The organism is Pedobacter ghigonis (assembly GCF_903166585.1).
Lineage (GTDB): Bacteria > Bacteroidota > Bacteroidia > Sphingobacteriales > Sphingobacteriaceae > Pedobacter > Pedobacter ghigonis.
The window spans coordinates 93538-113789 of record NZ_CAESCM010000010.1; the positions used below are offsets into that span (position 1 = coordinate 93538).

Annotated in this window: 13 protein-coding genes and 1 tRNA gene; 10 read left to right on the forward strand and 4 right to left on the reverse strand. The window is 40.2% G+C overall.

Annotated elements, in window-relative coordinates; translation table 11 throughout:
• The first annotated feature begins 13 nt into the window (after positions 1-13).
• From HWV58_RS15215 to ade, 4 genes are all read left to right on the forward strand, one after another.
• The gene (locus tag HWV58_RS15215) at positions 14-1648 is read left to right on the forward strand and encodes a M28 family peptidase (RefSeq protein WP_175634915.1); all 1635 of its coding nucleotides are present in this window, start codon (positions 14-16) and stop codon (positions 1646-1648) included.
• 151 nt (positions 1649-1799) lie between these two features.
• Positions 1800-3188 carry a LutB/LldF family L-lactate oxidation iron-sulfur protein gene (locus HWV58_RS15220; RefSeq protein ID WP_175634916.1) on the forward strand — a complete coding sequence of 463 codons (1389 nt, stop codon included), beginning with the start codon at positions 1800-1802 and terminating at the stop codon, positions 3186-3188.
• Between the two features lie 29 nt (positions 3189-3217).
• Entirely contained in the window at positions 3218-5194 is a 1977-nt protein-coding gene (locus tag HWV58_RS15225; RefSeq protein WP_175634917.1) for an alpha-ketoacid dehydrogenase subunit alpha/beta, read from the forward strand.
• A 98-nt stretch (positions 5195-5292) separates the two neighbouring features.
• Entirely contained in the window at positions 5293-6930 is a 1638-nt protein-coding gene (ade, locus tag HWV58_RS15230) for an adenine deaminase (RefSeq protein WP_175634918.1), read from the forward strand.
• 89 nt (positions 6931-7019) lie between these two features.
• On the opposite strand, the gene HWV58_RS15235 is transcribed toward ade, so the two are convergent.
• Together HWV58_RS15235 and HWV58_RS15240 are read right to left on the reverse strand one after the other, a co-directional pair.
• Complete coding sequence (locus tag HWV58_RS15235) at positions 7020-7628, reverse strand: SprT-like domain-containing protein (protein ID WP_175634919.1); 609 nt, start codon at positions 7626-7628, stop codon at positions 7020-7022.
• Positions 7629-7781: 153 nt separating this feature from the next.
• The gene (locus HWV58_RS15240) at positions 7782-10052 is read right to left on the reverse strand and encodes a helix-turn-helix domain-containing protein (RefSeq protein WP_175634920.1); all 2271 of its coding nucleotides are present in this window, start codon (positions 10050-10052) and stop codon (positions 7782-7784) included.
• 264 nt (positions 10053-10316) lie between these two features.
• Between HWV58_RS15240 and HWV58_RS15245 the strand changes: the two genes are divergently transcribed.
• Positions 10317-11900 carry a peptide chain release factor 3 gene (locus HWV58_RS15245; RefSeq protein WP_175634921.1) on the forward strand — a complete coding sequence of 528 codons (1584 nt, stop codon included), beginning with the start codon at positions 10317-10319 and terminating at the stop codon, positions 11898-11900.
• Positions 11901-12094: 194 nt separating this feature from the next.
• On the opposite strand, the gene HWV58_RS15250 is transcribed toward HWV58_RS15245, so the two are convergent.
• Positions 12095-13612 carry a glycoside hydrolase family 32 protein gene (locus HWV58_RS15250; protein ID WP_175634922.1) on the reverse strand — a complete coding sequence of 506 codons (1518 nt, stop codon included), beginning with the start codon at positions 13610-13612 and terminating at the stop codon, positions 12095-12097.
• Positions 13613-13668: 56 nt separating this feature from the next.
• Positions 13669-14724: a helix-turn-helix transcriptional regulator gene (locus tag HWV58_RS15255; RefSeq protein WP_175634923.1), complete on the reverse strand. Its 1056-nt coding sequence runs from the start codon at positions 14722-14724 to the stop codon at positions 13669-13671.
• Positions 14725-15335: 611 nt separating this feature from the next.
• Here HWV58_RS15255 and HWV58_RS15260 point away from each other — a divergent pair.
• From HWV58_RS15260 to HWV58_RS15280, 5 genes are all read left to right on the forward strand, one after another.
• Positions 15336-15401, forward strand: a tRNA-OTHER gene (locus HWV58_RS15260).
• Positions 15402-15758: 357 nt separating this feature from the next.
• The gene (locus HWV58_RS15265; RefSeq protein WP_175634924.1) at positions 15759-16856 is read left to right on the forward strand and encodes a slipin family protein; all 1098 of its coding nucleotides are present in this window, start codon (positions 15759-15761) and stop codon (positions 16854-16856) included.
• A gap of 61 nt (positions 16857-16917) precedes the next feature.
• Positions 16918-17679: a nucleotidyltransferase domain-containing protein gene (locus tag HWV58_RS15270; protein WP_175634925.1), complete on the forward strand. Its 762-nt coding sequence runs from the start codon at positions 16918-16920 to the stop codon at positions 17677-17679.
• Positions 17669-18730: a DNA polymerase beta superfamily protein gene (locus HWV58_RS15275; protein WP_175634926.1), complete on the forward strand. Its 1062-nt coding sequence runs from the start codon at positions 17669-17671 to the stop codon at positions 18728-18730. Before HWV58_RS15270 ends, HWV58_RS15275 begins: the two co-directional genes overlap by 11 nt.
• Before the next feature lie 9 nt (positions 18731-18739).
• Positions 18740-20164 carry an RtcB family protein gene (locus HWV58_RS15280; RefSeq protein ID WP_175634927.1) on the forward strand — a complete coding sequence of 475 codons (1425 nt, stop codon included), beginning with the start codon at positions 18740-18742 and terminating at the stop codon, positions 20162-20164.
• Positions 20165-20252 lie beyond the last annotated feature (88 nt).

The following is a 20252-nucleotide window of genomic DNA, read 5'->3' on the forward strand; positions in this document are numbered from 1 at the left end:
AACTATTATCATAATGAACAAAAAGTTTTTAACCATTGGTTTGGCTACGCTTGTTACGGCAAGTTGCTTTGGCCAGATTAAACCGCTCCCGGCCAATAAAGACGCGATTAAATTTAGCAAGGCCATTAACCCGGATAATGCCTATAAACACCTGTCTGTTTTGGCATCTGATGAGTATGAAGGTCGCGAAACAGGAACCAAAGGTGCCTGGATGGCTGCAGATTATATCCGCGATTATTTTAAATCTATCGGCTTAAAAGGCCCTGTTGATGGCAGCTATTTCCAGAAAATTAATCTGGTAAACGTTACATTAAAAGAAAGCCATGTAACCGTTAATGGTCAGCCGAAAGAATATCAGAAAGATTACATCGTTTCACCAAGCTTAATCAGCGATAACGGTTTCACTTTCTCTACCGATCAGATTGTATTTATCGGTTACGGAATTAAGAAAGATAACTACAACGACTTTAACGGAACCGACATTAAAGGAAAAGTGGTAATGATGTTCAGTGCCGGTGATCCAACTGTAAAGCCAGGTACCAGAATTGACAGGGCAGCTTACCGTGCCATGCTTGAAACACGTGCGAAATATTTTGCAGAGAACAACGTAAAGGCCATCATTCTGATTGATCCTATGGTAGACAGGATTACCGAGAATACCAAGCAAGCCCAAAACAAAGGCAGGGTAATGGTGAAAACCAATGCAGCGATCGAGGCTCAAAAACAAAATGATATCCCGCGCATTTCGATTTCAACAGCAGTTGCAAACGATTTGTTAAAAGGTGCGAATACAACGGCCGCTGATTTACAGAAAAAAATAGTAGAAAGCCAGGCACCTGCTTCACAGGTATTAAACGTTCCTTTTTCTGCAAGTGCAGCCAAAAACGAAGCATCAGTTAGGTGCGAAAATGTTTTGGGTTACTTAGAAGGTTCTGATCCGGTACTAAAAAAAGAAGTTTTGATCTTAACAGGTCACTACGATCACATTGGTTTAGAAACTGATCCAAATGCGAAAGATAAAGTAAACAACGGTGCTGATGACGATGGATCGGGCACTACTGGTGTTTTATTGATGGCAAAAGCTTTTACCGATGCCAAAAAAGCGGGCAAAGGTCCTAAACGCAGCATTTTGTTTATGACAGTGGTTGGGGAGGAAAAAGGTCTTTGGGGTTCTGAATGGTACTCTGAGCACCCTGTTTTCCCGGTTGCCAACACCATTGCCGATTTAAATACCGATATGATTGGCCGTACAGGCGAAGAGTATCTGGGCAAACCAGATTCTGCCAATTACATTTACTCAGTAGGTTCGAGAATGTTAAGCAGCGATTTGGCTAATCTAAGCGAGCAGGTAAATGCTACTTATACCAAAATGAAACTGGATTACAAATACGATGATCCGAAAGACCCTGAGCAAATTTATTACCGTTCAGACCACTACAACTTTGCTAAATTAGGTATTCCGATTATTTTCTATTATGATGGAATGTTACAACAGGATTACCACAAACCAGGCGATGAAGTAAGTAAAATTAACTTCCCGCTCCTTGCAAAAAGAGCCAAATTAACCTATTATACTGCATGGGAACTGGCTAACAGAGCTAAACGTCCGGTAGTAGATATGGATGGAAAAGGCAATCCGAAGAAATAATAATTCAAAATACTAAGCCTCAACGAAATGTTGGGGCTTTTTTTGTGCACATTACTTTTGGTGCCTGCATAAATTCATATCTTTGGTTTTTAACGGAGTAGCTAAAAACTAAAAGTAGTTATTCTTCGTTACCCCTATAATAAAATTGCCATTGATGAAAACTGCCGAGGAATTTTTAGAGAAGTCTGATGAGAAAGCTTTCGATTTACCGCATCGTAAAACCATAAATTACAATATTGGTAAATACAATGCAGCAGTTGAGCGCGGCTTGTCAAAGTTCGAAAACCTCGAGGCATCTAAAAAAAAGGCACACGTTGTCAAATGGCGGGTAATGGAAAACCTCGATAAGTTCCTACCTGAGTTCGAATCGAATTTCCAACGCCGCGGAGGTAAAGTGATATGGGCAAATGATGCAGCAGAAGCCCAGCAGGAAATCCTCAATATCATTAAAAGAAACAATGGCAAAACCGTCATCAAATCCAAATCGATGACGACGGAGGAAATCCACCTGAACGACTTTCTGGAGCAAAACAATATCGAATCGCTGGAAAGTGATCTGGGCGAGTATATCGTTCAGTTATTGGGACAGGCACCTTACCACATTGTTACCCCGGCCATGCACTTAAGCGCAACCGATATTGCGCAATTATTCCACGATAAATTTGGCACCCCTATTGATGCTACGCCACCACAACTGGTGCAAAAAGCCAGGGAGCTGCTCAGAGAAAAATATTTAAATGCCGATATTGGTATCAGCGGGGGGAATTTCCTGATTGCCGATACCGGAAGTATTGCCATCACCGAAAACGAAGGTAATGCGCGTTTAAGTACCACATTTCCTAAAATCCACATTGCCATTGTAGGTATCGAAAAGGTAATCCCTTCTATGGCCGATCTGGATTTGTTCTGGCCTTTATTGGCTTCGCACGGAACCGGTCAAAATTTAACGGTTTACAACAGCATTCTGAGCGGTCCCCGTCAGCCAAATGAAACGGATGGCCCCGAAGAAATGTATGTCATCCTGTTGGATAACGGCCGTACCAATTTACTGGCACAAAAAGATCAGCGGCAAGGCTTATACTGCATCCGTTGCGGGGCATGCTTAAATGCCTGCCCGGTGTATAAAAATATTGGTGGGCACACTTACAATACCACCTATAGCGGACCAATTGGTTCGGTTATTACCCCACATTTAAAAGGCATGGAGGAGTTTAAGCATTTAAGCTATGCTTCCAGTCTCTGCGGAAAATGCTCGGAGGTTTGTCCGGTAAAAATCGATATCCATAAGATGCTGTTGTTAAACCGAAGAGATGCAGCGGCTGGTCACGAAAACGGCAAAAAAGAAGAAATGGGTTGGAGCATGTTCAACAGGATGATGCAAAAACGCAAGTGGATGGATTTCTTTGGTGGAAAGTTTAAAAATTTTATGCTCAAAACCTTCTTTAAAAAGAGTTGGGGCAAATACCGCGAAATGCCAAAAGTTGCCGATAAATCGTTTGCAAAACAGTTTGAGGAGATGAAAAAGAACCGGGAATCCTAGTCAGAAACCATTAGCCAAAACAACCAAATATGCATTTTAACCGAAGAGATAAAGACGACGAATTCTTATTGAATTTATACAAAAAGCTCCTTTATCCCCGGATGGTGGAGGATAAAATGCTCAAATTATTGCGTCAGGGACGCATAGGTAAATGGTTTTCGGGTATTGGCCAGGAAGCCATTGCGGTTGGCAGTACCTTAGCCATGCAAAGCGAAGAATACATTTTGCCCATGCACCGCAATTTAGGGGTTTTTACTTCCCGTAATATTCCTTTAAAAAAGTTAATGGCCCAATGGCAGGGCAAGTTAACAGGCTTTACCAAAGGCCGCGACCGCTCCTTTCATTTCGGTACACAAGACTATAAAATTGTAGGGATGATTTCCCATTTAGGTCCACAAATGGCCCTGGCTGATGGCATTGCATTGGCCGACCTGCTGGCGAATAAACAGCATGCCACTTTAGTTTATACCGGCGAGGGTGCAACCAGTGAAGGCGATTTCCACGAAGCTGTTAATGTTGCAGCTGTTTGGGGCCTTCCTGTTATCTTTTTGATTGAGAATAATGGCTATGGCCTTTCTACCCCAAAATCAGAACAGTTTAGGTGTAAAAACCTGGTTGATAAAGCCATTGGTTACGGCATTGAAGGCCGGCAAATTGACGGAAATAACATCCTTGAAGTGTACGATACTATTAATCAGCTGGCTATGGAGATTAGAAAAGATCCAAGACCTGTTTTGGTAGAATGCATGACCTTCAGGATGCGTGGCCACGAAGAAGCATCAGGCACCAAATATGTTCCGCAGGAGTTATTTGATGAATGGGAAAAGAAAGATCCACTCAGCAATTATGAGGCTTATTTAATTGAGCAGGGCGTATTAACATCCTCTTCGGTTGTAGATATCAAAATTGAAATAAAAAAGAATATTGAATTAGAAGTTGAAGAAGCTTTTAATGAGCCCGAACCTATTGCTAATGCTTTTCAGGAGGAACAAGACATGTATTTCCCTTTCGAACAGGAAATCGTTCAACCGGGCCATTCTTCGACCGAAAAAAGATATTTAGATGCCATTAGCGATGCGCTCGACCTGGCTATGGAAAAATATCCCAACCTGGTTTTAATGGGGCAGGATATTGCCGAATATGGTGGGGCTTTTAAAATTACGGATGGTTTTACTGCCAAATATGGTAAAGGCAGGGTTCGCAACACCCCTATTTGCGAATCGGCCATTGTTGGAGCAGGTTTAGGTCTATCCATTAATGGCTATAAAGCTGTTGTAGAAATGCAGTTTGCCGATTTTGTAAGCGTTGGTTTTAATCAGATTGTGAATAATTTGGCGAAAACGCATTACCGCTGGGGAGAAAAAGCCGATGTTGTGGTACGTATGCCTACCGGCGCAGGAACAGGAGCCGGTCCTTTCCATTCTCAAAGCAATGAAGCCTGGTTTACCAAAACACCGGGATTAAAAATTGTTTATCCTGCATTTCCTGAAGATGCGAAGGGTTTGCTTTTGGCAGCAATTGCCGACCCTAATCCTGTTATCTATTTTGAACATAAATACCTGTACAGAAATTTAACCACTCCGGTACCCGATGGCTACTACACCAACGAAATTGGCAAGGCAGTAACCTTAAAAACCGGTAAGCAGTTCTCCATTATCACCTATGGCCTGGGTGTGCATTGGGCTTTAGCATATTTAAATGATCATCCTGAGTTAGAAGCAACGCTGGTTGATTTGCGTACACTTCAGCCCTGGGACCAGGCAACTGTTAAAGAGGCTGTAAAAGTTACTGGAAGGGTATTGATTTTACACGAAGACACACTAACCAATGGTTTCGGTGCTGAAATTTCGGCCTGGATTGGAGAACATCTATTTAACCACCTCGATGCACCTGTAATGCGTTGTGCAAGTTTAGACACGGCCATTCCAATGAATAAGGTGCTCGAAGATGATTTTTTAGCTAAAGCCAGATTAGCCGAAACGATTGATAAATTATTAAAATATTAAAGAGGGTTAATCGTACAAACTGTTTAAATTGGTTAATTGTAGGTTTATCTAAACAGTTAGCCGGTTGATACAATTAACCAATTAAACATCAAAAACAAATGAGCACTTTCAAAGTCAGCGGAAACATAGTTAATATCACCAAGCGAAATATTTTTTTTGGCGAAATAGGGGTTGAAGCTGGAAAGATAAAATCGATTACCAAATTTTCGGAAGAACGACCAGGCAGTCCGTTTATCACGCCGGGCTTTATCGATAGCCATGTGCACATCGAAAGCAGCATGTTAATCCCAAGCGAATTTGCCCGACTGGCTGTTGTACATGGTACCGTAGCTACGATTAGCGATCCGCACGAAATTGCCAATGTATGCGGTATGGAAGGCGTAGAGTTTATGATCCAAAACGGGAATACCGTGCCTTTTAAATTCAATTTCGGTGCGCCGAGTTGTGTTCCTGCCACCACTTTCGAAACGGCTGGGGCCGAGCTAAACCACGATGATGTTAAAGCACTTTTAGAACGCCCGGAGATTAAATACCTCAGCGAGATGATGAATTTTCCGGGGGTTTTATACAGAGATGAGGAAGTTTTAAAAAAGATTGCAGCCGCCCACCAGTTGGGTAAACCCGTTGACGGACATGCACCAGGTTTGCGTGGCGATGCAGCCCAAAAATATATCGATGCAGGTATTTCTACCGACCACGAATGTTTTACCGCCGAAGAAGCACTGGATAAACTACAGCGTGGTATGAAAATTTTGATTCGCGAAGGCAGTGCCGCTAAAAACTTCGAGGCGTTAATCCATTTGCTTCACGATTGGCCGGAAATGATGATGTTTTGCAGCGATGATAAGCACCCGGATAGTTTAGTCGACAACCACATCAACGAAATTTGTGCGAGGGCAGTAGCTAAAGGCATTGATGTTTTTAAAGTGCTTCGTGCAGCCTGTATTAACCCGATATTGCATTATAAACTGGATGTTGGTGCTTTACAGGTAAATGATAATGCCGATTTTATTGTGATAGAAGATCTAATTAACTTTAAGGTTAAACAAACCTATATAAATGGTTCTTTACTTGCCGAAAATGGCAAAATGGTGGGTAATTGGATCAACCATGTTGCGAGCAAAGAATCGATTAATCATTTTGAGTGCAGTCCAAAAAAGGAAGAAGATTTTGTTCTACCATACAAAAATCAGCCCCAAATTCCGGTTATAGAGGCTTTAGACGGTCAGTTGATTACCAATAAATTACTGGCTACGCCAAAGGTAGAAAACGGGAACATAGGGAGTGATTTAGCCAACGATATTTTGAAAATGGTAGTGGTTAACCGCTATCACGATGCGCCCATTGCCATTTCCTTTGTCAAAAATTTTGGATTAAAACAGGGTGCAATTGCATCAAGCGTTGCGCACGACAGCCATAATATTATTGCCGTGGGTGTTGATGATAAAAGTATATGTGAGGCGGTAAATCTGGTAATTAAGGAAACCGGTGGCGTTGTAGCTCTAGGTAATGGAAAAGAAGAGGTGCTGCCCCTACCAGTTGCTGGTTTAATGAGCAACCATAATGGCTACGAGGTTGCCACTTGTTACACCGCTATCGATCAATATGCTAAAGATTTGGGCTCACCCCTCCTTGCTCCTTTTATGACGCTTTCTTTTATGGCCCTTTTGGTTATACCACACCTGAAACTAAGCGATAAAGGTTTATTTGATGGGGATGAGTTTAGGTTGGTTTAACGCGATCTGCAAAAGAAAAGCTAAACAATAAACTTATTTCAAGCCTAAGAAAGAGATGCTGAACAAGTTCAGCAAGACGATAAAATACGTTAATCTAACAAAAACACCTCAGCAAGCGGATTAAACAGGTAAACGCGTTTATCATCTAAACACACACAGCGGTAACGTTTTCTGATACGCTCACCTTTGGTGAAACGACGCCCATCTTTAATTTTGAAATTTGCATTAGCAGGTAATTGCTCTACATGCAAGATATCTGTTGTATCAGCATCGTATTTTTTTAATGCACGTGATAAATGTAAATCAGAACAGCTCGAAGCTGCAGGGTTCGACATGTAATTATCTATCGCTTTATGGATATCATCCGGAAAAATGTTCATGTCAAAAAAGGGAACCATCATGCGCTGGAAGTTTTTCTTCCATTCGGTACCATGTGGCTTTACCTTATTCTTAAAGTCATTCCAGGTTAACAGGTGGGCAAACTCATGTACGGTGGTTACCAGGAAAGCATAGTGGTTTAGGTTAAAATTAACCGAAATGCGGTGGCCTTTATCACGGAAAGGATGGCGGTAATCGCCCAGTTTGGTAGACCGGGTTTTGGAGATCTTAAATTCGCACTGAAAATAATCAATCCACTTGGCAATTAGCGGTGCTGCCTCGGCAGGCATGTATTGCGCTAAAACGTTAACTTTCTCCACAAATGCTAAGATAAGACTTATTAAAATATTTAACCATATAAGGCAAGTAAGAGCATTTAAATTTAATTCAATAATATTTAATGCAAAAACATGTTTTTAAAACCGCTTTATTCATCCTATCTTCTTAAATCACTCATATGGTTACAACATCCACTATTCCTCAGTTGGAAACAACGATGCCAGCACCATTTTTATCTCGCCGAAAGAATAATCCTTACCGAGAAACTCCCTGATAGTAGCCATCGATTTCGTTTTCTGACTTTCAACTGCATCGGTAATATTTCTGATTTTATTGGGTTTCACCAGCTTTGCTACATCCAGTTGCTGGGTAGAAACATAGTAAGCCAAATGCCCCTCTACGGTGCCCAGCGATAAGCCCCGTTCCTTCGCAATTTCAGCTAAGGTTTTGCCTTCATTGTACAATTCAAAGCTTAATAATTTAGTGTCGGGTTTAGGCTCTTTCTTTTTCTTCTCAGCAGCAGTTCTCACTTTTAGTGCCGTTCCTTTAAGCGTAATTGCCTTTTTTAACTGCGCCTCTCTTTCAACTGTATTTAAAAGGGCATCGGTATCAGCCTTGCTGAATTCTTTTCCATCAATAATGGCTTCAAGCAGGGCTTTACTTTTGTGGATTTTTTTCAATTGTTCGTAAATCACAATTTCCAGTTCAAGCAATTCGGTTAAATAAGTTTTAATCTGTTTTTCTTCCTTTATGGCTTCAATCTGGATTAAAAATTTATCTGACACCTCTTTAATTAAAGGACTAAAATACTTTACCGCAGCCTGAACCCTTTTCGACACATTAAATAAAGTGTGCTCGGTTTGCTGGGCAAAAAGGTTTTTAAGCTGGTTAATAAATGTATCGGCTGTTACCGTAATTTTCTGGAAATCCTTATATAAATCCATCGTCCAGTCATCGTAGCGCTGCTTGGTCGATTTGGCTTCACTCTTATCAAAAGTTTGCATGTGCTCTTTAAAATAATAGCGCACCATATTCAGATCGAAAGCCGATAATAAATAAGTTCTGATAAAATCGTAACTCTCGGCACTAATCTGCTGATCAAGCACCTCTGCAGGTTGCTTGGTTTTAGAAAAATAATGGATGTTTTGATCTTGCTGTAAACCACTATCTCGTAAATGCGACGTTAACACCAATCCTTTGAGCGAACGCAGACGCGAAAGGGCAACATAAGCTTGTCCGGGGGCAAATGCATCGCCGATATCAATAATCGCTTTATCAAATGTTAAACCCTGACTTTTATGCACCGTAATAGCCCAGGCTAGTTTTATTGGATATTGAACAAAAGAACCCGCCACATTTTCCTCAATTTCGTTAGTGGCCTCGTTAAGTTTGTATTTTACATTCTCCCAGGTGTAAGGCGAAATCTGGATCACCGTTTTATCCTCTGGTAGTTCTATTTCTACCACACCTTTTTCGATATGGTGCACAACCCCTATTTTACCATTGTAATAGCGTTTCTCGGCAGTCATATCATTTTTAATAAACATAATCTGTGCACCAACTTTAAGCTCCAGGCTTTTATCATTCGGATAAGCATGTTCATTAAACTCACCGCTAACCTTCGCATCAAAGAAGTATGATTTGCTCGTCAGCTGTGTTAAGCGATCACGGTTTATGGCATCGGCTTTATTGTTGTGTGTGGTTAAGGTAATGTAATTCTCCGTTGCAGCAGGTTTAAAATCACGGATAAAATGTTGCTGTAATAAAGCCGTATCCTGTGCGGTAATCTGATTGTTGCGCAGGTTATTCAGCAGATCGATAAAAACCGAATCATCCTGGCGGTAAATCTTATCCAGTTCAATATACACCGGAGGGTTATTTTGCAGCGCCAGTGCATCAAAAAAATAAATACTCTTATAAAAGCCGGCCATTACCCGCCATTCATCGTTTTTAACTACAGGCGGCAACTGGTGCAAATCGCCAATAAATAACAACTGTACACCACCAAAAGGCACATTTTTATTCCTACGGATATAGCGTAACGAAAAATCAATTGCATCCAGCATATCGGCCCGCAACATACTCACCTCATCAATCACCAACAGCTCGAGTTCCTGAATCATCCGCCTTTTATTTCCCTGCATATTTAAATGCTTAACCATAGTACGTGGCGTATTAAAGTTAAAGGTGATGTTCTGATTGATAACACTCCCAGCAGCATCGGGGAAAAAAGCACCAAAAGGCAGCTGAAAAAGCGAATGAATGGTAACACCAGCGGCATTAATGGCCGCAATACCTGTAGGTGCGCAAATCATCGCTTTTTTATGCGTAAGCTGAATTAATTTCCGCAAAAAAGTAGTTTTACCTGTTCCTGCTTTCCCTGTTAAGAAAACATGCTTTGAGGTGTAATTCACAAATTTAGCCGCAATTTCAGCGGGCATAGAAGTTTCTTCTAATGTAGGCATCGGCAATAAAATTTTAGTTTGCTAAACAGGGAGGATAAATAAAGCTAAACATTTTAGCACAAAAATAAGTATGATTTATAGAATTTCAGGATTATTTTGTTTTTATTAAACAGCTCTCAAAATCGCCCAGGGTTTAAACCCTGGGCGATAGTACAATTAGCTAGTTTTTCGTATCTTTGCAGCCTCATGGAGCAAAAATCTAAAATTCTTCTTTTAGCAAGATTTCTTTAACGCTTCCACCTATCTTATAATTTCCTTTTTATTATGCTTAACCCTGAAATAGAAAAACGTAAAACCTTTGCCATTATTAGTCACCCCGATGCGGGTAAAACTACCCTTACAGAAAAATTTCTGCTATTTGGTGGTGCCATCAACACGGCTGGTGCGGTAAAAAGAAATAAGGCCAACCAAAGCAATACCTCCGATTTTATGGAGATTGAAAAGCAGCGTGGTATTTCTGTTGCTACCTCGGTAATGGGTTTCGAATATAGCGGTAAACGCATTAATATTCTGGATACACCTGGTCACAAAGATTTCGCTGAAGATACTTACCGTACACTATCGGCAGTAGATAGCGTAATTTTAGTGGTCGACTGTGTAAAGGGTGTGGAGGAACAAACCGAAAAACTCATGTCGGTTTGCCGCATGCGGAATACTCCGGTAATTATCTTCATCAACAAAATGGATAGAGAAGGTAAGGAAGCTTACGATTTACTGGATGAGATTGAAGAAAAACTAAACATCAGTTTATGCCCGCTTTCGTGGCCAATTGGTCAAGGGCATACTTTTAAAGGCGTTTACAGCATTTATAACAAGCACTTAAATTTATTCAATTCTGATAAAACCAAGGTTACCGACTCGGTAGTTGCCGCAAACGATTTAAACGATGCTTCACTTCTGGATTACCTGAAAGATACAGAAATCAAATCTTTAAAAGACGATGTAGAGTTGGTTGACGGAATTTATGGCAAGGTTGATAAAGATTTATATACAGAAGGATTACTGGCTCCGGTGTTTTTTGGTAGTGCCATTAATAACTTTGGTATTAAAGAACTGTTGGATACTTTTATCGAAATTGCACCAAGCCCGAAACACCGCGAGGCCGAAGAGCGCGATGTGTTGGTGGAAGAGAAAAATTTTAGTGGTTTTGTATTTAAAATCCACGCCAACTTAGACCCTAAACACCGCGACAGGATTGCCTTTTTAAGGATCTGTTCTGGCAAATTTGAACGCAACAAATTTTATTACCATACCCGCCAGGATAAAAAGCTGAAATTTTCCAACCCGATGGATTTCATGGCCAACGAGAAAAGTATTGTTGAAGAAGCCTGGCCAGGTGATGTGGTTGGTTTGTACGATAGTGGTAACTTCAAAATTGGTGATACGCTAACCGAAGGTGAAAAACTACAGTTTAAAGGAATTCCAAGTTTCTCGCCTTCTATTTTTAAAGAGGTAGAAAACATGGACCCAATGCGTACCAAGCAATTGGAAAAAGGAATTGAACAGTTAACCGACGAGGGTGTGGCGCAGTTATTTGTAATGCAGCCCGGAAACCGCAAAGTAATCGGTGCGGTGGGTGAACTTCAGTTTGAAGTAATTAATTTCCGTTTAGAGCACGAGTATGGTGCCAAATGTCGTTTCCGCACGCTAAGTTATACACGTTCGAGCTGGGTAACTTCAGAAGATAAGAAGAAACTGGATGAGTTTGTAAAACGCAAGCAACAACACATCGGTTTTGATAAAGAGGCCAACCCGGTTTACCTGGCTGATAGTGAGTACATGATTAATTTAACGAAACAGGATTACCCTGATATCGATTTCCATAAAACAAGTGAATTTAAAAGTTAGTCCGGAGTCGGAAGTCTATACAAAAAAAACCTTTTCGAAGCACTTCGAAAAGGTTTTTTTTGTATAATATACTACCGTCATTGCGAAGCCGGGCGGTGTGAGCTGAAGCAATCCCATTATTAGCGATCTCATTAAGATTGCTTCCCCGAAAAAACGGGGCTGGCTGTCGTTCCTCCTCGCAATGACGATTTCAACTATTTATTGCTCAAATCCCAAATCCTTAAACTACTTACAGTGCTTTTACCATCTTTTGAAAAAGCAGTAATACCAGTTGCTTTCTCATCCGGAAAAATCATGGTCGAGATTACCTTTTCACCACCATTGCCAAAGACTTCCAGCGATGATTTATCAATCAGGATCTGAATTTTCACTTTAGCTCCCACAGCATTCAGCTTAGCAGTTTGAATAATATTCTTATCATTTTTAATACCTCTTTCTGAGCGCGAGCAATCTACATACAGCTCATTTTTATCGGCCAGGTAGCCCACTTCAATTTCTTTGATCACTTTTCCTCCCGCGTCTTTCAATTGCGCCAGTTTGATCCCTGCACTTTTCGAATTACTTAAATCAAATTCAGCTTCAATCCAATTTGCATTGCTAATGTCATCCAGTTTCAGTTCACCATCAACAAGGAGGTTTTGTTTGGAAACCATCCGGTTTTGGGCAAGCTTTTTAAGGTTACCTGCAATAACTGAACTTGGCTGTTGAAACAACCTTACCCCATCAGGCGTAGTTTTTAAAGCTAAATCTCTGGGGATAGACATCTGCCCTTTCCATGGGAAGGTTTCTTTGCCACCCGGCTGCAACCAGCCTAAAAGAATGCGTTTATCATTAGGTGCATTATTCCATGGAATGGCCGCATAAAACGAATCGCCATCATCTACCAGCAAAGTTAACTGGCCATCGTTGTCATTTTTAAAAGTTTTGCCATCAAAATCGCCGACAAAATATTGCATGGTTGGCCCCTTTGGCCCAAATAGCGAAATCATTAATACCCATTTCGTGTTATTCTTATTTCCATCTACTGCCAGTGGGATAATAAAAGGGCATTCCCAGCCACTGCCCTGATTGCCTTGCTTTCCAAAATCGCTGAGCATGGTCCAGTCTTTCAGGTTCTTTGATCCGTAAAACCGCGCCTGATGCTCATCAACCATCGCAACCGTCATAATCCATTGTTTAGAGGCCTCATGCCACCACACATTCGGATCACGAAAATCTTTTTTATTTAAATCGATGATGGGGTTTTTCGCGTAATTGGTAAAAGTTAACCCTCCATCATTACTATATGCCATATACTGCGATTCGTTACGTTGCTTAGGCAAATCGGCCGTATAAAAAGCCAAAATTGGTGCTTTACCTCTTCCCAATCCGCTTACATTCTGCTTATCCAAAACAGCCGAGCCCGAAAAAATCATGGTAGTAGTGTCTTTGGTAATCTTCTCGGGAATGGCAACCGGTAGATTTTCCCAATGCACCAGGTCTTTACTTTTGGCATGCCCCCAGCTCATGTGCCCCCATTTATTTTCGAATGGGTTATACTGATAATACAAATGGTATTCGCCATTCAGGTAAATCAATCCGTTCGGATCGTTAAGCCAGTTTGCCGGCGCGGTAAAGTGGTAGCTGGGACGCCATTGCGGGGTTGCCTGCTGGGCAAATGTGTTCATCGCACAGGCGATAACAAGTAATAGGATATATTTGGTTCTGCTCATAATTTGGGTTTAAGCCTTCAAATTACAAATAAGAATTCAATTACTAAAACGTTTAACTAAACCAATGTATTTTCAGCAGCAACTTTTTCTGGTTTTTGAACAGGTACATATTGCTCATAAGTTTGCTGCAAACGCTTCTTAATTTTCCAGATCAACAATTTTGGTGAACGCACTTTAACACATTCTCCAAAACCCAAAATCTCGCGTTCCAGTTCGTAGTTCAGTACAACATCTATTCTAATAATTGTGGCGCGTGCATTCTTGTCAAGCACTACCTGCGAAGCATGCAAAGGTTTGGTTATCACGTAAGGCGCATGTTCGTTGGTAAACTCTAGGATTACCTTGTGCGCCCGATCTCTTTCATTTTTTGTTACCCCAATCAAATCCTCATAATAACGGTCAAAATCTACCCCTTCATAAGCCAAAAATTCTTCGTTGGGCAGTTCCTGAAATTCGACAATCCGATCTAAAGCCAGATTTAAGATCCCGGGACGTTTTTTCGCTTTGCAGATCAAAAACCAGCGGTTTCTGTATTCTTTTAACAGGTATGGATAATAAATCCCCTGTTGCGCCTGCTGTGCTTTGAACGATTTATATTCAATCAGCAACGAACGTTTGTTTAAAACGGCCTGATAAAGTGGGGGGATACACTCCAGTCCTTTAACCAGCTTATTGCTTTCTAACTGGATGTTATTGCCACTCTGTTTGGTCGATTTGTATAGATTATTCTCTAAACGGGCAATCATATCACTCATTTCGTCGAAATAATTAAAAGCGTTAAACTGCTTCAGCACGCCAACAATTTCTTTCATTTTATCTACATCGGCATGGTTAATCGGCGCTTTTGTAATGCTAAACCCAGGATCATCATAAGCATAAAACCGTTTATCTTTTACCACAATCGGCGCATTGTAGCCAAGCTTATCACTCCGCATCAATTGGATATCTGCTTGTATGGTGCGTTTGCTTACGCCACTGGTTATGCCTTCTAGCTCGTAAAGGGTTTCGGCAACCTTTTCAATAATATCGTCGAGTGTCCATTTACGGAAACGGTTTTTCAAACAATCGTCGATGGTTTTGTAACGGATGAGGGCTAATTTATTAATGGCCATTTTAAGTGTTTTTGTGATGAAGGTTAAAAATCTGGCGCTTAAGCTTCTGTTAAAGATAACTAAGTTTCGCACAACTACGCAATACAATTGCGCAATGGATCTCAAAAAACACAAATTCGATTAAAATATAAATTTTATCAAACTTAAAATCAATTAGTTAAATAAAAATAATTAAAATATTTTCAACTACGCAATTCCTCCGCGCAGTGGTGGTGGCATCTTTGTAATGTCGCCAGTCGATAATGAAGTTCTTTGAAAAATATCAATAATAAATAGCTGATTTACAACAAATAGTAAACTGTTTCAATAATACGCGCTCTCAGCCATGTTGCTCATTTTTGAACAGCATCTTACAAGCACGAAGCCCCTGTTCCGAATATGCGGAACAGGGTTATCAGCAACAAAATAAACAGTTTAAGTAAATCAGTACCATATAAAGAAATTCCGGTGAATAACCGGAATGGCAATACTACATAAAACTGATCCCGGTTGTGGGTTTCGGTATAGCCCCAAAGTATTCGTGCAATTGCATGGAATATACTGATCAGGATTATGATAGTTTGTCTGAACACGTTGTGTGAGTGGGTTCGATTCCCACTTCCGGAGCAATCCGGAATAGCTCAGCTGGTTAGAGCAACAACCCACCAAAATGCAGGTTCGAATCCTGCTTCCAACCATCACTTGGAATCGCATAAGGGTAATGCAATGGACTTAGGGATCCATCTTTAAAAGAAGAGATACTTCAAATTTCTCATTGATAAGCCTGTAAAACCACATTCTGCTCAAGGGTCCTTTTCTGTTCCTGACAAGCAAATTTGCTTTTGCTTAGAAAATAAAAAATGATGAACGCACTGATTTAAAAATCAGATTTACTTTAAGAACCTGTTAAATCTACGGCTTTAACTATCAGAGAGGAGATTTCATTTTAAAAACTGCAGGATCCAGTTTATTTCCGCAAAAACCAGATGAATGTGCTTTTACAAGGCTTTGTAACGAAAACAATTAAATAATTATAAATCTTAACATCAAAAAACATGAAAAGAGTAACCATTAACACCAATTATGTTGGATTGGTGTTTAAAAGAGGAAAATTAAAAAACGTATTAACTGAAGGAACTTACTGGTTAGGTTTTGGCGAAGATATTACGTTATACGACATGGGAAAAGAATATTTTTTTACCCTTGCCGAATTAGAAGTATTGTTAACCAGCACTGATTTTACCGATCTGGTACACGTAGTAGATGTAGCCGATAACGAATTGGCCCTGGTTTACCGTAACCAAAATTTTAAAAGTGTTTTAACAGCCGGTAAGCATGCCATTTGGAAAGGTTTATCGAGCTATACTTTCGAAAAGGTAAATATCAGCAACATCGAAATTGAAGGCAATATTGATCGCAACTTGCTGGAAAAAGCGCCATTGGTAAATTACATCAGGGCCTTTAAAGTAGAGTCGTTTGAGCAAGCTTTATTGTTTATCAATGGAAAGTTTGATAAAATACTGGAAGCCGGAAATTACATGTACTGGAAAAACGCGACTACCATTAATGTTGTTAAAACCGATATGAGACAATTGAACATGGAAGTAGTGGGACAAGAAATCTTGACGAAAGATAAAGCCCAATTGCGAATTAACTTCAGCGTGCAATATAAAGTGGCCGATATCATTAAAGCTTTGCTGGAGAACAAAGATTTTGAAAAGCAATTGTACGTTACCATGCAATTGGCACTAAGAGAATCAATCGGCTTAATGACTTTTGATGAGTTGATGGAAAGCAAAGAGAAAATTGCCACACAAGTAATGGATTTAACCCTTGCCAAAGCAGCAGATTTAGGTATAAAACTAACAAACTGTGGCGTTAAGGATATTATTTTGCCAGGCGATGTGAAAGAGATTATGAATCAGGTTTTAATTGCCGAGAAAAGGGCGCAAGCCAATATCATTACCCGGAGAGAGGAAACGGCCTCGACCAGAAGTTTATTAAATACTGCCAAATTAATGGAAGAAAATGCCATGTTGTATAAGTTGAAAGAGATGGAGTATGTAGAGAAAATCGCAGAAAAAATCAACAACATCAGCTTATCGGGTAGTGGGCAAATTGTCGATCAATTGAAGCAAATCTTTGTAAAATAAATTAAATTTAGAAGCCCCCGGCCAGGAGAATGTTGCCTGCCGGGGATTAACAAAAAGTGAAATGAAAACCACCATCATAAACAGACTTACAGAAATAGAAAAGGCGAATGAGATCAAAATATTATTTGCCTGCGAATCGGGAAGCCGTGGATGGGAATTCCCTTCTCCAGACAGCGATTTTGACGTTCGTTTTATCTATTTGCGTCCACTTAATTATTATCTTTCCGTTTCGGATAAAGATGATCAATTGGGATTTCCGATAAACGATGAACTTGATATTTACGGTTGGGATATAAAAAAGGTACTTAAGCTGATTAGAAAATCAAATACCACTCCATTTGAATGGCTACAATCGCCAATTATTTATGGAGAACAGCCTCATTTCAGGAATGAATTATGGGCACTGTGTCAATCTTATTTCTATCGAAAAATAAATATAAACCATTATTTGGGAATCGCACATGGCGCATTGGAAACCGTAATAAATGGCGACGAAATCAAGATTAAAAAGCTTTTTTATGTGCTCCGCCCTTTGCTTTCTGCAAAATGGTGCTTAGAAAAAAATACGATTGCTCCGATGACTATTGGGCCGCTTTTAACCCTGATGCCAGCACAGCTTCAAGCATTCGTAAAAGATTTAATCACGTTGAAGTCAAGCTCGGCTGAGGGTTTCATCATTAAAATAGACACAGAACTACGTAATTACATTGATGAAGAGTTTAAAAACTGTGCAGAAGAAGCTAAAGATCTGCCCAAAGAGAGTTTTGATACAGAAATGCTGGATGCCTTTTTTAGAAATACAATAAACCGTTATGACAATTAAAGATTTAAAGGATCAAAACCTGCTTTTATTTGAATGCATAAGCGGCAGCAAGGCTTACGGATTGGATACTCCGCAATCAGATACCGACATTAAAGGGATATATTATATGCCAAAAGAAATGTTTTTTGGGCTGAAGTATATTCCACAGATTAGCAATGAAAGTAACGATGAGGTGTATTATGAAATTGGCCGCTTTGTTGAACTACTGATCAAAAATAATCCGAACATTGTTGAAATTTTAGCAACACCGGATGAATGTATCCTGTACAGGGATCCGATAATGAATAAATTAAATATCAATATCATTTTATCCAAGCTATGCAAAGATACTTTTGGCGGGTATGCATTAACACAGATCAGAAAAGCAAAAGGTTTAAATAAGAAGATTTTAAACCCAATGCCAAAGAGAAGAAAAACAGTTTTGGATTTTTGTTTCATCACAATCAACTATTCATCTGTAAAAGCCAAGAGCTGGTTAATAAAAAATGGTATATCTCAAGCAGATTGTGGATTGGCAAAAATCCCGAATACGGAAAATCTTTATGCTCTATTTTATGATGCAGAAAAGAAATTGAATTATAAAGGGATTTCCAATAAAGAAACCGCAAACGAAGTTTCTGTTTCTTCTATATCTGCCGGGGAAAAAGAAATCGCCTATCTCTTTTTTAATAAGGATAGCTATTCATCTTATTGTAAAGTGCATAACGAATATTGGGAATGGGTAGAAAAAAGGAATGAAGTACGGCATACAACAAATAAAAGTCACGGTAAAGATTATGATGCCAAAAACATGATGCATACCATTAGGCTGCTTCAGGTAGCGCTCGAAATTGTTCGTGATGGAAAATTAAACGTAAAAAGAGAAAATCGGGATGAGTTACTCATGATCAAAAGAGGAGAATTCGACTACGATGAAGTATTAAAAACAGCAGAAGTGCTGATGGAAAAAATTGAACAAGAAACGATCAACAGTAAGCTTATGGATAAACCTGATGCAAATCTGGTAGAATCATTACTTGTTGAGATGAGAGCAGAACTTTATGCAGATTAAAAAACAACAATGAAAAACAACATAACAGGAAAAGACCTAATTGAAACAGGTTATACCGAAGGAAAAATACTGGGTCTGGCTTTGGATATCGCGAAAACAAGCTTTGCTGATGCCGAAGAAAAAGAATTGCTAGCCCTATTTAAAAAAGTAAAAGAATACCCGGAAAGCTTTTTGGATGATCCGGTTTTAAATACGCTGGCTACAGCCATGATTGAAGAAATCAATGCACCGAGAGATGAAGCTATTGAGTTGGTAAGTGATGCGAAACCCTATGCGGTATTTGGCCCCGATTACATTGAAGAAGGTGCGCGAAACCAAATGGATACTGCCATGAAACTCCCGGTATCGGTAGCGGGTGCTTTAATGCCCGATGCGCACCAAGGTTATGGCTTGCCTATTGGTGGAGTCCTGGCCACCAGAAATGCCATTATTCCTTACGGAGTAGGTGTCGATATTGGCTGCCGAATGGCCCTAAGCATTTTTAATATCCCCGAGAAACATTATTTCGGTAAAGATGATATGTACAAACGCGAATTAATTGCCTTTACCAAATTTGGTGCAGGACAAAACTTCCATGGGACAGAAAAAGCTGATCACGAGGTTTTAGAAAATGAAGCTTTTAACAGCACCCCTTTCTTAAAAAAACTGCACGGGAAAGCCTGGGCACAGTTAGGTACATCGGGTGGTGGCAACCACTTTGTAGAATGGGGAATTATAGATTTCGCAGAACGCGATGAGGTTTTAAATATCGATAAAGGCCGTTATGTAGCTTTGCTAACCCACTCCGGTTCGCGTGGCTTGGGCGCAACCATTGCTGATCACTATACCAAACTGGCGAAAGGTATTTGTAAATTACCGAAAGAGGCGGCAAACCTGGCCTATTTAGATCTTAATACTGCCGAAGGGCAAGAATATTGGATTGCCATGAATTTAGCCGGCGATTATGCTTCGGCTTGCCACGAGGTGATCCATAAGAGGTTAACAAGGGCCATTGGTGCCAAGGTTTTAGCCAAAGTAGAAAATCACCATAATTTTGCCTGGAAAGAACTTATTAATGGTGAGGAAGTGATTGTTCACCGTAAAGGTGCCACACCCGCTGGCAAAGGTGTAATGGGAATTATCCCGGGAAGTATGACTGCTCCAGGATTTTTGGTAAGAGGAAAAGGCGAACTCAGTTCGATCAATTCAGCTTCGCATGGCGCGGGTAGACAAATGAGTAGAACGAAAGCAATCCAATCGATCACCAAATCGGATATGAAAGCCATTTTGAAAGACCATAACGTTACTTTAATTGGTGCTGGTTTAGACGAAGCCCCAATGGCTTATAAAGATATCCACAAGGTAATGGCCGCACAAACCGAACTGGTTGATGTGGTGGCCAAATTTGAACCTAAAATGGTAAGAATGGCTGATGATGGAAGCCGGGAGGATTAGTTTTTTAGTCTTAAATCTATAGCAAATCCAATAAAAAAAGTCGTCATCTCGACCGGAACGCAGTGAAGCGGAGAGATCTATTTCGAAG